Here is a 13,505-nt window from a genome sequence, read left to right on the forward strand (position 1 = left end):
CGCCGCCCTACGGCGTCGTCGTGCCCGGCCGGCGGTCGGCCGGGCGGGCCGGCGGGACGGGCGGGGCGGGGAAGTCGCGCGGGCCGGTCCACAGGGCCGGGACGGCGTCGCTGCGGCGGGCCAACTCGTAGGCCAGCGACTCGTAGTTGACCCGCCAGCCGTGGAAGTGCGGCCAGGCGTCGGCGGCTGAGCGCTCCCGGGGGAAGCCGGCGGCGGTGATCATCGCCACGGCCGCGTCGAACTCCGTGTAGCTGAGCCGGATCGGGCTCTCGGGGGCCGGGTCCGGGTCGAAGTCGACGCGCAACGAGCGGCCGATGTCGCGCAGCGCGGTGAACCCGGCGCGCAGGACGAGCCGGGCCTCGGGCGGGGCCGAGTGCGGGTTGACCGCCAGGTGGATGGCGGCGGCGTCCAGGACGGCGACCAGGCCCACCACCCAGCTGCGGTTCGGCTGCGGGGAGCGGAAGGAGAGCAGCACGGGGTAGTTGGAGTGGCTCTCGCCGATGTCCGCGGCGAGCCGCTCCCAGTCGCGGTAGAGCTCGGGGAGCGCGGTCTCGGTGTCCACCAGGGACTGCCGGGCCAGCAGCTCCGGGCCCCAAGCCGGTTCCCCGGCCCGCGACTTCAGGAGCGTCACCTCCACCTCGCGGCGGTTGTAGGCCCCGTACAGGGTGGGCAGGTAGGCGATCTGCAGGGCGATCACCAGCGGGCCGCTGGCGGCGGCCATGAAGTCGATGACCGACAGGTGGAGCCGGTCCCCGCTGGCGAAGCCGAGGGTGAACAGGCTGGAGCCGGCCTCCCGGAAGGAGACCGTCCAGTCCAGCCGTGAGGTGCCGTGCAGCAGCAGCGTGTACGCGAGCAGCATGCTGCCGAGCCACACCCCGAGCATGCCGACCAGGATCAGCGGCGCCAGCCAGGTCTGCGCGCGGTCCTGCGCGCGGTAGGTGCCGAACGGCAGGGCCGACCACCGCAGGAGCGTCCGTAGCGCCCGCCAGAGGCGGTGGACCAGCGACGAGTACAGGCCGCGCGGGACGACCAGGGTGCGCAGGACGCTCGCGACGGTCAGGAGCAGGATCAGCGCGCCCGCCAGGGTGTGGATCAACCTCATGGCGACATTGTGGCGGTCCGGCGGCATTGACAGCGCGCAGCCCCCGGCTGAATGCTAAGCAAGCGCTTAGTCAGCACCGCCGACCAGGAGAGTGAGCCCATGCCCGACACCCCCGCCGACCCGCCCGGCCCGGACCTCGACCGGCTCCGCGCCCACCTGGACCGCGAGCTGCCCGGTACCGTCCGGGGCGCGCTGCGGGCCGAGCTGATCGAGGGCGGCCGCTCCAACCTGACCTACGCGCTCACCGACGGCACCTCCCGCTGGGTGCTGCGCCGCCCCCCGCTCGGGCACGTCCTGGCCACCGCCCACGACATGAGCCGCGAGTACCGGGTGATGACCGCCCTGCGCGGCACCGGCGTGCCCGTCCCCACGACCCTGCTGCTGGACACCGGCACCGATGTCCTCGGCGCGCCCTGGTACCTGATGGAGTACGTCCCCGGCACCGCGCACCGCGAGGTCGGACCGCTCGCCGCCCTCGGCGAGCGGCGCGTCCACGCCCTCGGCCGGCAGCTCGTCGACACCCTCGCCGAGTTGCACCGGATCGACCCGGCCGCGGTCGGCCTCGCCGACTTCGGCCGCCCCGAGGGCTACCTGGAACGCCAGCTGCGCCGCTGGTCCACCCAGCTCGCCGCCTCCCGCGGCCGCGACCTGCCCGGCGTCGACCGGCTGCACGGGCTGCTCGCCGCCCGGCTGCCGGTCTCCCCGGCGCCCGCGCTCGTGCACGGCGACTACCGGCTCGACAACGTGCTCGTCGACGAGCACGACGCCGTCACCGCCGTCCTGGACTGGGAGATGTCCACCCTCGGCGACCCGCTCACCGACGTCGGCCTGCTGGTGATGTACACCGAGCTCGCCGGTGTCGGGGGCGGCATCATCCCCGCCGCCGCCACCGCCCCCGGCTTCCCCGCCGCCGGTGAACTCGTCGCCCGGTACGCCGAACTGACCGGGCGTGAGGCCGCCGACCTCGACTGGTACGTGGCCTTCGCCTCCTTCAAACTCGCCGTCGTCGCCGAGGGCATCCACGCCCGCTTCCGGCAGGGCCGCACCCTCGGCGCCGGCTTCGAGCGGGCCGCCGAGATCGCACCCGTCCTCGCCGAGCACGGCCTGAGCACCCTCAAGGACCACTGATGGACTTCGCCTACGACGCCCGGACCGAAGAGCTGCGCGAGCGCCTGCTGGCCTTCATGGACCAGCACGTGTACCCGGCCGAACCCGTGCTGGAGGCCCAGCTGGCCGACCCCGGCCGCCCCGCCTGGGACGTGCCGCCGATCGTCGCCGAGCTCCAGGCCGAGGCCCGCGCGCGGGGACTGTGGAACCTCTTCCTGCCGGACCGGCGTAGCCTGCCGGGGGAGGGCGGCGCCGGACTGACCACCCTGCAGTACGCGCCGCTCGCCGAGATCACCGGGCGCAGCCCGCAGCTCGCGCCGCCCGCCCTCAACTGCGCCGCCCCGGACACCGGCAACATGGAGCTGCTCGCCGAGTTCGGCACCGCCGAGCAGCGCGAGCGGTGGCTGCGCCCCCTGCTGAACGCCGAGATCCGCTCCGCCTTCGCGATGACCGAGCCCGACGTCGCCTCCTCGGACGCCACCAACATCGCCACCCGGATCGAGCGCGACGGCGACGAGTACGTCGTCACCGGCCGCAAGTGGTACATCACCGGCGCGATGAACCCGCGGTGCCGGATCTTCATCGTGATGGGCAAGACCGACCCCGGCGCCGAACCGCACCGCCGGCAGAGCATGATCCTCGTCCCGCGCGACGCCCCCGGGGTGACCGTACGGCGGGGCATGAAGGTCTTCGGCTACGACGACGCCGACCACGGCGGGCACGCCGAGGTCGACTTCGACGCCGTCCGGGTCCCGGCGGGTCATCTGATCGGTACCGAGGGCTCCGGGTTCGCCATCGCCCAGGCCCGGCTCGGGTCCGGCCGGATCCACCACTGCATGCGGGCCATCGGCATCGCCGAGCGCGCGGTCGAGCTGATGTGCCGCCGGACGCTGGAGCGGGTGGCCTTCGGGCGCCCGCTCGCCGAGCAGGGCGTGGTGCAGGACTGGATCGCCGAATCCCGGGTCAGGATCGAGCAGTTGAGGTTGCTGGTACTCAAGACCGCCTGGCTGATGGACACCGTCGGCAACCGCGGCGCGCACACCGAGATCCAGGCCATCAAGATCGCCACGCCGAGGACCGTCGAATGGATCCTCGACAAGGCCGTCCAGGCCCACGGCGCGGCCGGCGTCAGCCAGGACACCCCGCTCGCCCAGCTCTGGGCCGGCAACCGCACGCTGCGCCTGGCCGACGGGCCGGACGAGGTGCACAAGCGCTCGCTGGCCCGGCGGGAGCTCAGGCGCCACCGGTCGGGTGACCGGTAGGCCCCGTCCCGGGCGTGTCATACCCCGGTAGCACGGACGGGGTTGGCTCCGCGGTATGACGTTCGTTCACCACCCCGGCCCGTACGGTCTCGGTACGGGCCGGCCGGTGGGCGGCGGCGTCGAGGGCGAGGAGCTGGGGGAGTCATGCGCAAGCGGGGACACGGGCCGGGCGTGCGGACGGGGATCGTCGCGCTGCTGGCGGCCACGGCGGTGCTGGGCGGCGCGGTCGCGCCGGCGGCGGCGACGGCGGCGCCGGCCGTGGCGGAGCGCCGGGCGAGCGCCTGGCTGCCGCAGCCCACCGGGCCCTATCCGGTCGGTACCACCTCGGTGCACCTCACCGACGCCGGGCGGGCGGACCCGTGGCGGCCCGGGCGGGCCCGCGAGCTGATGATCAGCCTCTGGTACCCGACCGCCCGCCCCGCGACCGGCGACGACCGTGCCCGCTACATGGAGCCCCGCGCCGCCGAGCACTTCGGCGGTCCGGACGGCGCGGCCGTCTTCAACTACCGGACGCTGAGCGGCCGGACGGACTGGTCGGCGGTCCGCACCCACGCCCGCCAGGACGCCCCCGCGCTGCCGGGCGCCCGCCCGCGCCCGGTGGTGCTCTACTCGCCGGGGCTCGGCGACCCCCGCACCTGGGGCACCGCCCTGGTCGAGGACCTCGCCTCGCGCGGCTACGTGGTGGTCACCGTCGACCACACCTACGACGCCTCCGAGGTCGCCTTCCCGGACGGCGGCCTGGCCACGTCCGTCTTCCCGGGCATGCTCGGCACCCCCGGCCTGGACATCGGCGCCCTGCTGCGCAAGGCCCTGCGGACCAGGGTCGACGACACCCGCTTCGTGCTGGACGAGCTCACCGCGCTGCGCACCGACCGGCGGCTCCCGGCCGGCCTCGGGGGTTCGTTGGACCTCACCCGGATCGGCATGGTCGGCCACTCCGCGGGCGGGTTCACCGCCGTCCAGACCATGCACGACGACCCGCGGATCACCGCCGGCGTCAACCTGGACGGCCAGCTGCACTTCCCCGGACCCACCGGCGAGGGCGTCTTCCTGAGCAGCGTCGCCGAGGACGGTCTGGACCGGCCGTTCCTGCTGATGGGCACCGGGAGCGCGGACTCCGGCGACTACCACCGGCAGCCCGGCTGGGACGCCCTCTGGCGGCACAGCACGGGCTGGCGCGCCGACGTCACCCTCACCGGCTCCCAGCACGGCTCGTACACCGACGCGCAGTCACTGCTGCCGCGACTCGCCGGTCAGGGCGCGGTGACGGGCGAGGTGCTGCGGGCGGACGTCGGCGAGATCCGCCCGGAGCGGGCCGTGCTCGCCACCCGCGCGTACGTCGCCTCGTTCTTCGACCGGTGGCTGCGCGGGCACGACGACCACCTGCTGGACGGGCCCTCGCCGCGGTTCCCGGAGATGGAGTTCGCCCGCTGCCGGCCCGCCGTCCGGGGCGCCGCTAGCGGATCTCGGAGTCCGGGTTGGCGGCGTCCCAGTCCTGCCGGGAGTCGAGGATCGCGTCATGGTGGTCGTAGGACCAGTCCGCCATCGCCCGGATCAGGTGGGTCAGGCTGTGGCCGATCGCCGTCAGCTCGTAGTCCACCTGCGGCGGGACGGTCGGGTGGACGGTCCGCGACACCAGGCCGTCCCGCTCCAGCCGGCGCACCGTGAGCGTCAGCATCCGCTGCGAGATGCCCGGCACGGCGCGCTGGAGCTCGCGGAACCGCCGGACGCCCCCGGCGAGTTCGACCACCACCAGGACCGACCACTTGTCACCGAGCCGGTCCAGCAGCCCGCGGATCCCGCAGTCCACCCCGTCCTCGCACCAGACCACCGGCCGGGGGGTGGTTACCGCGGTGTGCCCCACTGACATCAAAGTGCCTCCTTACGCCGAACGCCCAGGCTACCGAGGATGGTCACCGGGCGGCGCGGAGAGCCGCGGGCCCGGAACGGACCTTGGAGGTAGTGGTGCTTCTCGTCACCGGTGTCAACGGCGGACTCGGCGCTCTGGTGCTGGAGCGGCTGGCCGCGCTCCCCGGCGGGCTCGACGGGGTGCTGGCGGGCAGCCGCACCCCGGAGCGGACCGCGGCGCCCGGCGTCCCGGTCCGGACGGTGGACTTCGACCGGCCGCCGACCCTGGCGGACGCCTTCGCCGGGGTGCGGACGCTGCTGCTGATCTCGGCCGGCTACGGCGAGGACGACGTGGTGATCGCCCGTCACCGGGCCGCGATCGAGGCCGCCGAGCGGGCCGGTGTCGACCACGTGATCTACACCAGCCTCTCCGGTGACGGCGACCACCTGGCCTACGCGCTGGCGCACCGCTGGACCGAGCGGCGGCTGCGCGCGTCCACGGCGCTGCGCTGGACGATCCTGCGCAACGGCCTCTACGCCGAGCTGCTGGGCTCGCTGGCCGCGCCGGACCAGGACGGCGTGATCACCGCGCCGCTCGGCGACGGCCGGCTGGCCGCGGTCGCCCGCGCCGACCTCGCCGAGGTCGCGGCCACCGTGGCGCTGGCCCCGGCCGGGCACGCCGGGCAGGTCTACGAACTGGTCGGCGAGCAGGCGGTGGGCGGCGCGGACGTGGCGGCGGCGCTGTCCCGGGCCGGCGGCCGGCCGGTGGAGTACCGGCCGGGCACCCTGGCCGGGGCGCGGACGGCGGTCGCGGCCTCCGGCGCCGAGGCCTTCCAGGTGCCGATGGTGGCCGGGACGTACTCGGCGATCGCCCACGGCTTCCTGGCCGGACCGGGCGGGCCGGGGGACCTCGCCGCCCTGCTCGGCCGGCCGCCGCGCCGGGCCCTGGACGTGATCGCGCGGAACGCGGCCGCGACCGGGTGACGCGGTGGGGCGCTACGCCCCGAGGACCACCAGCCGCCCGGTGCTGCGACCGTCCGCGACCTGCTGGACGGCCTCGGCCGCCCCGGCGAGCGGGAGGCGGGCGCTCACCAGCGGGCGGACCGTGCCGGCCGCGGCCAGCCGGGTCAACTCCTCGTGGGCGGCCCGGACGGCCCGTGGGTCCCGGGTGGTGTAGAGCCCCCAGTGCAGCCCGAGGATGCTGTAGTTCTTCACCAGCGCGTGGTTCAGCGCCGGGGCCGGGATCTCGCCGCCGGCGAAGCCGACCACCACGATCCGGCCCTCGAAGGCGACGCACCGGGTGGAGCCGGTGTAGGCCGCGCCGCCGACCGGGTCGAAGACCACGTCCGCGCCGCGTCCGCCGGTGGCCTCCTTGACCGCCGCGACGAAGTCCTCGGTGGTCCGGTCCACCACCAGGTCGGCGCCGAGCCCGCGCGCGACGGCCGCCTTCCCGGCGCCGCCGACGACGGCGATCACCCGCGCGCCGGCCGCCCGGCCGAGCTGGACCGCCGCACTGCCGACCCCGCCCGCCGCCGCGTGCACCAGCAGGGTCTCACCGGCCCGCAGTCCGGCCCGCCGGTGCAGGGCGAACCAGGCGGTCTGGTGGCCGATGTGCAGCGCGGCGGCCTCCGCGTCGTCCAGCGCGGGCGGGGCCGGGAAGGCCGCCGCGGCGTCCAGCAGGGCGTACTCGGCGAAGGCGCCGCCGGGCAGCACCGGGGTGCCGATCACCCGCTCGCCCGCGCGGTCGCCCGCCACCACCTCGCCGCACAGCTCGACGCCGGGGGTGAACGGCAGCGGCGGACGGACCTGGTACCGGCCGCGCACCATCAGCGCGTCGGGGAAGTTGACCGCGGCGGCCCGCACCCGGACCAGCAGCTGGTCCGGCCCGGGGGACGGCCGCGGTACGTCCTCGGCCAGCCGCAGCACCTCGCGCGGCTCGCCCAACTCGGTCACCTGCCAGGCCCTCACAGCGCCTCGCTCCTTTCGAGCTCCCGCTGGAGCCGGTTCATCCCGCCGAGCCAACGGTCCGGGTCGGTGGCCCGGACCGCGTAGTACTCGGCGACCTCGGGGTGCGGCAGGATCAGGAAGCGCTCCTCGCGCAGCCCGGCCAGCAGGGCGTCGGCGACGTCCGCCGGGTCCAGCGCGGTCGGCGCCAGCAGGGCCCGGCCGACCGCTCCGGTCGAGGCCAGCATGTCGGTGCGCACCCCCTGCGGGCAGAGCGCGTGCACCCGCACGCCCCGGTGGCGGTAGGTCGCGGCGAGCCACTCGGCGAAGGCGAGCGCGCCGTGCTTGGTGACCGCGTACGGGGCCGAGCCGAGCATGGTGAGGACACCGGCGGCCGAGACGGTGGCCACGAACCGCCCGGTGCCGCGCTCCAGCCAGCGGGGGAGCAGCAGGTCGGCGGCGCGGACGTGGGCCAGCACGTTCACCTCCCAGGCGCTCGCCCAGGCGGCGGCCGGCGCGTCCGCGCCGCCGACCGGGGCGACTCCGGCGTTGGCGCACCAGACGTCGATGTCGCCGAGCGCCGCCCGGGCCCGGCCGACCAGGTCGGCGACGCCCTCGGCGGAGGCCGCGTCCCCGGGGACGGCGGTGCCGCCGCAGCCGGCGGCCACCGCCTCGGCGGCCCCGGCGTCGAGGTCGTTGACGACCACCCGGGCGCCCGCCGCCGCGAAGGCGCGGGCCAGGGCGGCGCCGATGCCCCGGCCCGCGCCGGTGACCACCACGCCCTGGCCCTCGTACCCGCCGGTCCGGCTCCGGTGTTCGTCCGTCACGGCGTTCACATCCCGCCGCCGAGGGTGACGCCGCCGTCGACGACCAGGGTCTGGCCGGTGATCCAGGCGGCGTCCGAGGACAGCAGGAAGGCGACCGCGCCGGCGACGTCCTCCGGCACGCCGAGGCGGCCCAGCGGGTACGCGGCGGCGACCTGCTCCTCCCGGCCCTCGTAGAGCGCCGCGGCGAACTTGGTCTTGACCACGGCCGGCGCCACGGCGTTCACCCGGATGCCCTGGCCGCCGAGTTCGGCGGCCAGTTCGGTGGTGAGCCGGATCAGGGCGGCCTTGGAGACCCCGTACATGCCGATGCCGAGCGAGGCCCGGATGCCCGTGATGGAGGAGACGTTGACCACCGAGCCGCCGTGCTCGCCCATCCACGCGGCGTGGGCGCGGCGGGTCCAGCCGAGCGGGGCGAGCACGTTGACGGCGAGGATCTTGGCGGCGGCCGCCTCGTCGGTCTCCAGGACCGGGCCGAAGACCGGGTTGATGCCGGTGTTGTTCACCAGGTGGTCGAGCCGGCCGAAGGCCTCCATGGTGCGGGCCACCGCTTCGTCCTGGTGGGCCGGGTCGTCCGCCTTGCCCGCGACGCCGATCGCGACCTCGGGGCCGCCCAGGTCGCGGACGGCCTCGGCGAGCGGCTCGGGGGTGCGGGCGGTCAGGCAGACCCGGGCGCCGCGGGCGATCAGCTCGCGCGCGATCCCGAGGCCGATGCCCCGGCTGGATCCGGTGACGACGGCCACCCGGCCCTTGAAGGAGTGCACCACGGAGGGTCCTTTCGCGCGGTTCTGCTGGGGTTTGTCCGCTGCTGCGGTGTCGGCCGCCGGGGTGCGGCCGCGGTCCGGCCGATCGACCGGGCCGGTGACTAAGCGCTTGCTTAGCATGCTGTCGGTGCGGGACCCTGTCAACAGCCGGCCGGACCCTCCCCGGCCGGTGTGACCGGACTTCCGGTACGACTTATCTGCGAGGATGGCGCCATGACCAGCACGCCGATCGCCGAACTCTGGCCCAGCCCGCCCGGCGTGGCCGACGCCCGCCCCGAGGCGGCGTTCCGGCTGCTCCAGGCCGCCGTCGAGTCGTTCGCGGAGCGCGGCTTCCACGCGACCACCACCCGGGACATCGCCACCGCCGCCGGGATGAGCCCGGCCGCGCTGTACATCCACTACCCGTCCAAGGCCGCCCTGCTGGCCGAGATCAGCCGGGCCGGCCACGCGGCCACCCTGGCGCTGGTCCGGGACGCGGTGGCCGGCGAGGGCGACCCGGTGGACCGGATGCGGCACCTGGTGGAGGAGTTCACGGCCTGGCACGCCCGGGCGCGCACGGTCGGCCGGGTGGTCAACTACGAGCTGCACGCGCTGCCGGCGGACGCCTACACGGTGGTCGCGGCCCTGCGGCTGGACATCGAGCGCGAGGTCAGCGCCCTCATCGAGGCGGGTGTCGGGGCCGGTGCCTTCGAGGTCGTCGAAGTCCGGACGGCGGCCCGCGCCGTCACCTCGCTGGGGATCGACGTGTCCCGTTGGTACACCGGCCGCAGCAGCGAGACACCGGAGGAACTCGGGCGCCGCTACGGCGATCTGGTGCTGCGGATGCTGGGCGCGAAGCTCGGGTGAGGACGCGGGGCGACGGCGCTGCCGGTCGACGGCGGCGCGGCTCGCGGGCGCTACGGCTTGACGGCGGCGCGGCTCGCGGGCGCTACGGCTTGACGGCGGTGTGCACGAACCAGGACACGTAGTCCCGCACCTGGTACATCTCCACCACCGACCGCAGGCCGAGCCACTTCTCCGCCGGGCCGAACAGGCGCAGCACCGCGTACGGCAGCCGGAAGTAGGCGTAGAGCGCGTCCGAGGTCGGGCGGTACCGGTCGGTGGCGTCCAGGGCCTCCTCGACCCGGAAACCCGCCCCGGTGAGCAGCCGGCCCAGACTGCGGGAGTCGTACCGCTTGGCCCCCGGGAAGACCATCGCGTCGAGGTACGGGTCCAGGACCGCGCGGCCCTCGGGGCTGATCTCCTCCGGCGGCGCGCCGACCGGGCCCAGCACGACCAGCCGGCCGCCCGGCCGGAGCACGCGGTGGAACTCCGCCAACGCCCGCTCGGGGTCGTAGGCGTGCACCAGGGTCTCCATCGAGTACACACCGTCGAAGGAGCCGTCGGGGAACTCCAGGTCGTGGTAGTCGCCCCAGGAGAAGGCGGTCCGCTCCTCCAGTGCCGCGCGGGCGCTGAGCCGGCGGGCCTCGCGGACGTGGAAGTCCAGCACGTCGACACCGGTGATCCGCAGGCCGAACCGGGAGGCCAGCTCGCGCGCCACCACCCCCGCGCCGCAGCCGGCGTCCAGCACCCGCGACCCGGCGGGCAGCGCCAACTTCCGGCCGAGGACGCCTTCGAGGCGCCGCTGCGCCTGCCAGCAGCGCCACTTGGACTGGCCCGGTTCGGTCCACCCCCAGTGCCGGGCGTTGCGGCAGACGAGCGTGTAGAAGAGTTTGCTCCCCGGCCGCCCGTAGACCCGCCGGAGCCCGGTGAGGTCGAGCTCGCCACTGACCATCCGAACCAGCCCGCCGTTCCGCCGCTCCGTGCTCCGCGTCCCCGCTGTGCCGGGCCGCCGCCGTCCCGCCCAAGCTACCGACGGGCCGCGACCCGTGCCGGTCCGACGCGTCCGCCCGGGTGGCCCGCGCGGGCCGGGCCGGGTCGCACGGACCCTTGTGCCGGGGCCGGGACATGCCAGATGATCACGAGGTCCGGCCATGATCCACTGACGGGTCGCGGCACCGACGCAGTTCTCATCGACGGGGGTTGGCGATGTCCACAGATTCCACGCGCAGCACGCGGGCCGGGGCGGCCGGAGCGGCGGGCGGGCCCGAGGGCGACCCGGGGCGCCGCCCGGGCCGGCGCGCCCTGCTCGCCGGGCTGACCGGGGTGGGCGCCGTGGCCGGGGGCCTGGCACTCGGCGGCCAGGGCGCCGTCGCCGCGCCCGCGGCGGTGGCGGCCGGAGCGGGTACCTACGTGGTCGACGTCGTCGCCAGGGGCGCCGACCCGACCGGGGCCACCCCCAGCGACACCGCCTTCCGGGACGCCGTGGCCGAGATGCTCGGCGGCGCGCCGGAGACCGGCGTCACCCCGAAGAAGGTCCTGCTGATCCCGCCGGGCACCTACCTGCTCACCCAGCCCGACAGCCTGCTGCCGGCGACCCAGAACACCGACCGCTCGACCCAGAGCGTCATCGACGGCATCTCGATCACCGGGTTCGGCAAGCGCGTGTCCCGCATCGTGTACGCGCCGACGGTCCGCGACACCGTGTTCTGGCGGAACATGGACCGCTACCGGAACATCCGGATCAGCGGCCTGACCTTCGAGAGCCAGGACGCCACCGCGACCTTCAACTACTCGTTCTCCTCCAAGACCTTCGGGGTGCAGGACACCTGGTACACCGACGTCGACTGGCGCGGCGCCTGGAAGGCGGGCATCGTCCTCGACGGCCCCGGGCCCAACTCCAACCTCAACAGCGAGATGGGCTGGGACCACTGCCAGATCAGCGGCTCCTACGCGGACGCCTTCCTGGTGATGGGCGGGACACCGACCGAGCAGCAGCAGGACCAGTTCCTCAACTTCACCTTCCGCGACTGCAAGGTGGAGTTCCAGTCGGGCATCTTCGTGCGCAACGAGCGCGGCGGATCGATGAACTTCATCGGGGGGTCCTACATCCTCGTCGACGCCAAGTCGACCGGCACCTTCTTCAAACTGGGCGCCAACTCGCCGCGGGCCGACTCGGTGATGCGCCTGTACGCCCAGGGCATCCGGTTCGAGGTCCGCGGCACCGGCCACAAGGTGATCGACTCCGCCTGGTACAAGGGCACCGTCACCTTCGTGTCCTGCGACGACACGGCGCGCGCCTTCGAGTCCTGGGCGCTGACCGACAAGGCCGTCCCGCACGTGTACCGCTTCGACGCCGTCAACCCCTCGCGCGGACCGGTGATCCGCTACCAGGACTGCGCCCTGCTCGGCGCGCACCAGGTGACCTCGGGCACCGCGAGCACCGCGGGCAAGCTGCTCTACGACGGCTGCCGCTTCGCCAACCAGGAGGCCGGCACCGGGAGCGCCGGCTTCCTGCGGTGGACCGGTCCGGCGCCCTGGTACGAGTTCCGCGACTGCCTGGTGAAGGCCGAGCGGCTGCCCGACGCGAAGGTGCCGTAGCCCGCGCGGGGCGCCGGGCCGGGACTTCCGCGCGAAGGTCCCGGTCCGGCCCACTGGCCCACCGGCCCACCGGCCCGGCAGCCCCGGTCCGGTCGGCCGGGGTGAAGGCCCCCCGGTGGAGAAGCACCTGACAGGCCGTCGGCGCGGCGCTGGGTTCCCCGCGATGACCACTCGTTCCGCATCCGGATGGGAGGCCCCGTCCGCGCAAGGTGAGTGCTGATGCTCACTTCGACCGCGAACCGGGACTTCCGTCTCTCCCTCTGGCAGCGCGTGCGCGAGTTCGCCGTGCCGCCGTCCGTGATCGATACCGCGACCGACCCGCCCGGCCGGGCGCGGGTGGTCACCCTCGGGTAGCGGCGGTCCGGCACGCGCCGGAGCCCGCGCACACTCGCCCGGTCCGCCCGGTCCGCCCGGTCCGCCCGGTCCGCCCGGTCCGCCCGGTCCGCCCGGTCCGCTCGGTGCGCGCGGCCGTCCGAGCGCCCCGTCCGTCCGTCCGGGTCGACCGGGCGAGTGAAGTCCTTCACTCCATCGGGTGGGGCGGGCGGGTGTCGGGAGGCGCGGGCGGTTAGCTGGACAGGGACGTCGTCGGAAGGGTGCGCATGGGGCCTACGGTTCGGCATGGTGACCGCGCGACCCGGTGCGCCCTCGCGGTGCTGCTGGCCGCCGTCCTCGCCCTGCTGACCGGGGCCGGGACGGTCGACTCCCTCCACCGGCTCGCCCTCGACCGCTGTGTGACGGTCCAGGACCCCGCCGGCCCCGCCGTGCCGTTCGACGCGGACGGCTGTCCGGAGCCCGCCGAGCGCCGGCGCGACGACGGGGTCACCCCGGGCGCCGCCTCCACCCACCGGATCGGTCACTCCCGTGCCCCGCTGGCGGGAGCGCTCCTCCCGGCACCCCGGCCGCCGGCCGCCCTCGCGGCCGGTGCCCCGCCCGGCCGTGCCGCGGCCGGGCCGACCACCGAGCCCGCCCGCTCGGACGCGGCCGGGCGAGGAACCGTCCTGCGCTGCTGACGGGCCCCGGGGCCGCGCTCCGGGGCTCCGGCCCCGCCGCGCCGCTCCTCCGTGCCCACCGTCAGGTCCACACCGCAGGAGTACCGTCATGCCCTTCGACGTCTACACCGCCATGGGCGCGCTGGTGCGCGCCGAGGCCAGCCGCACCGTCGCGCCCGCCGGGGCCGCCCCGTCCGCCGCCGAGCCGCCGGCCGGCGCCCCCGGGTGCGGCGAGCCGCCCGCGG

General features: G+C 75.5%; 13 protein-coding genes and 1 pseudogene. 8 read left to right on the forward strand and 6 right to left on the reverse strand.

What is annotated here, in order from left to right; genetic code table 11:
• Nucleotides 1-7 precede the first annotated feature (7 nt).
• Nucleotides 8-1,102 carry a hypothetical protein gene (locus tag ACFXHB_RS36785; protein ID WP_380580053.1) on the reverse strand — a complete coding sequence of 365 codons (1,095 nt, stop codon included), beginning with the start codon at nucleotides 1,100-1,102 and terminating at the stop codon, nucleotides 8-10.
• A 99-nt stretch (nucleotides 1,103-1,201) separates the two neighbouring features.
• Between ACFXHB_RS36785 and ACFXHB_RS36790 the strand changes: the two genes are divergently transcribed.
• From ACFXHB_RS36790 to ACFXHB_RS36800, 3 genes and pseudogenes are all read left to right on the forward strand, one after another.
• The gene (locus ACFXHB_RS36790; RefSeq protein ID WP_380580055.1) at nucleotides 1,202-2,230 is read left to right on the forward strand and encodes a phosphotransferase family protein; all 1,029 of its coding nucleotides are present in this window, start codon (nucleotides 1,202-1,204) and stop codon (nucleotides 2,228-2,230) included.
• Entirely contained in the window at nucleotides 2,230-3,471 is a 1,242-nt protein-coding gene (locus tag ACFXHB_RS36795) for an acyl-CoA dehydrogenase family protein (RefSeq protein ID WP_380580057.1), read from the forward strand. Before ACFXHB_RS36790 ends, ACFXHB_RS36795 begins: the two co-directional genes overlap by 1 nt.
• 144 nt (nucleotides 3,472-3,615) lie before the next feature.
• A pseudogene (locus ACFXHB_RS36800) lies at nucleotides 3,616-4,161 on the forward strand (esterase); the annotation flags it as partial.
• A gap of 766 nt (nucleotides 4,162-4,927) precedes the next feature.
• Here ACFXHB_RS36800 and ACFXHB_RS36805 read toward each other — a convergent pair.
• Entirely contained in the window at nucleotides 4,928-5,341 is a 414-nt protein-coding gene (locus tag ACFXHB_RS36805; protein ID WP_380580059.1) for a winged helix-turn-helix transcriptional regulator, read from the reverse strand.
• A gap of 95 nt (nucleotides 5,342-5,436) precedes the next feature.
• Between ACFXHB_RS36805 and ACFXHB_RS36810 the strand changes: the two genes are divergently transcribed.
• The gene (locus tag ACFXHB_RS36810) at nucleotides 5,437-6,303 is read left to right on the forward strand and encodes an NAD(P)H-binding protein (protein WP_380580061.1); all 867 of its coding nucleotides are present in this window, start codon (nucleotides 5,437-5,439) and stop codon (nucleotides 6,301-6,303) included.
• Between the two features lie 12 nt (nucleotides 6,304-6,315).
• On the opposite strand, the gene ACFXHB_RS36815 is transcribed toward ACFXHB_RS36810, so the two are convergent.
• From ACFXHB_RS36815 to ACFXHB_RS36825, 3 genes are read right to left on the reverse strand one after another with little or no spacing between them, the layout of a single operon-like run.
• Nucleotides 6,316-7,287, reverse strand: coding sequence for an NADPH:quinone oxidoreductase family protein (locus ACFXHB_RS36815; RefSeq protein ID WP_380580063.1), 972 nt, complete (start codon nucleotides 7,285-7,287; stop codon nucleotides 6,316-6,318).
• Nucleotides 7,284-8,090: an SDR family NAD(P)-dependent oxidoreductase gene (locus tag ACFXHB_RS36820; protein WP_380580065.1), complete on the reverse strand. Its 807-nt coding sequence runs from the start codon at nucleotides 8,088-8,090 to the stop codon at nucleotides 7,284-7,286. The genes ACFXHB_RS36815 and ACFXHB_RS36820 overlap by 4 nt, the downstream gene beginning before the upstream one ends.
• 5 nt (nucleotides 8,091-8,095) lie before the next feature.
• Complete coding sequence (locus tag ACFXHB_RS36825; protein WP_380580067.1) at nucleotides 8,096-8,854, reverse strand: SDR family oxidoreductase; 759 nt, start codon at nucleotides 8,852-8,854, stop codon at nucleotides 8,096-8,098.
• 210 nt (nucleotides 8,855-9,064) lie between these two features.
• Here ACFXHB_RS36825 and ACFXHB_RS36830 point away from each other — a divergent pair, with 210 nt between their 5' ends.
• Entirely contained in the window at nucleotides 9,065-9,697 is a 633-nt protein-coding gene (locus ACFXHB_RS36830; protein ID WP_380580069.1) for a TetR/AcrR family transcriptional regulator, read from the forward strand.
• An 82-nt stretch (nucleotides 9,698-9,779) separates the two neighbouring features.
• Here the strand turns inward: ACFXHB_RS36830 and ACFXHB_RS36835 are convergent, their stop codons facing one another.
• Nucleotides 9,780-10,625, reverse strand: a complete 846-nt coding sequence (locus tag ACFXHB_RS36835) for a class I SAM-dependent methyltransferase (protein ID WP_380580071.1) — start codon at nucleotides 10,623-10,625, stop codon at nucleotides 9,780-9,782.
• Nucleotides 10,626-10,879: 254 nt separating this feature from the next.
• Between ACFXHB_RS36835 and ACFXHB_RS36840 the strand changes: the two genes are divergently transcribed.
• The 3 genes from ACFXHB_RS36840 to ACFXHB_RS36850 all read left to right on the forward strand — a co-directional run bounded on the left by ACFXHB_RS36840 (nucleotide 10,880) and on the right by ACFXHB_RS36850 (nucleotide 13,281).
• Nucleotides 10,880-12,271, forward strand: a complete 1,392-nt coding sequence (locus ACFXHB_RS36840) for a hypothetical protein (protein ID WP_380580073.1) — start codon at nucleotides 10,880-10,882, stop codon at nucleotides 12,269-12,271.
• Between the two features lie 219 nt (nucleotides 12,272-12,490).
• Nucleotides 12,491-12,625, forward strand: coding sequence for a hypothetical protein (locus ACFXHB_RS36845; RefSeq protein ID WP_380580075.1), 135 nt, complete (start codon nucleotides 12,491-12,493; stop codon nucleotides 12,623-12,625).
• A 245-nt stretch (nucleotides 12,626-12,870) separates the two neighbouring features.
• Complete coding sequence (locus tag ACFXHB_RS36850; protein WP_380580077.1) at nucleotides 12,871-13,281, forward strand: hypothetical protein; 411 nt, start codon at nucleotides 12,871-12,873, stop codon at nucleotides 13,279-13,281.
• Nucleotides 13,282-13,505: the final 224 nt, after the last annotated feature.

The organism is Kitasatospora sp. NPDC059327 (assembly GCF_042752535.1).
GTDB lineage: Bacteria > Actinomycetota > Actinomycetes > Streptomycetales > Streptomycetaceae > Kitasatospora.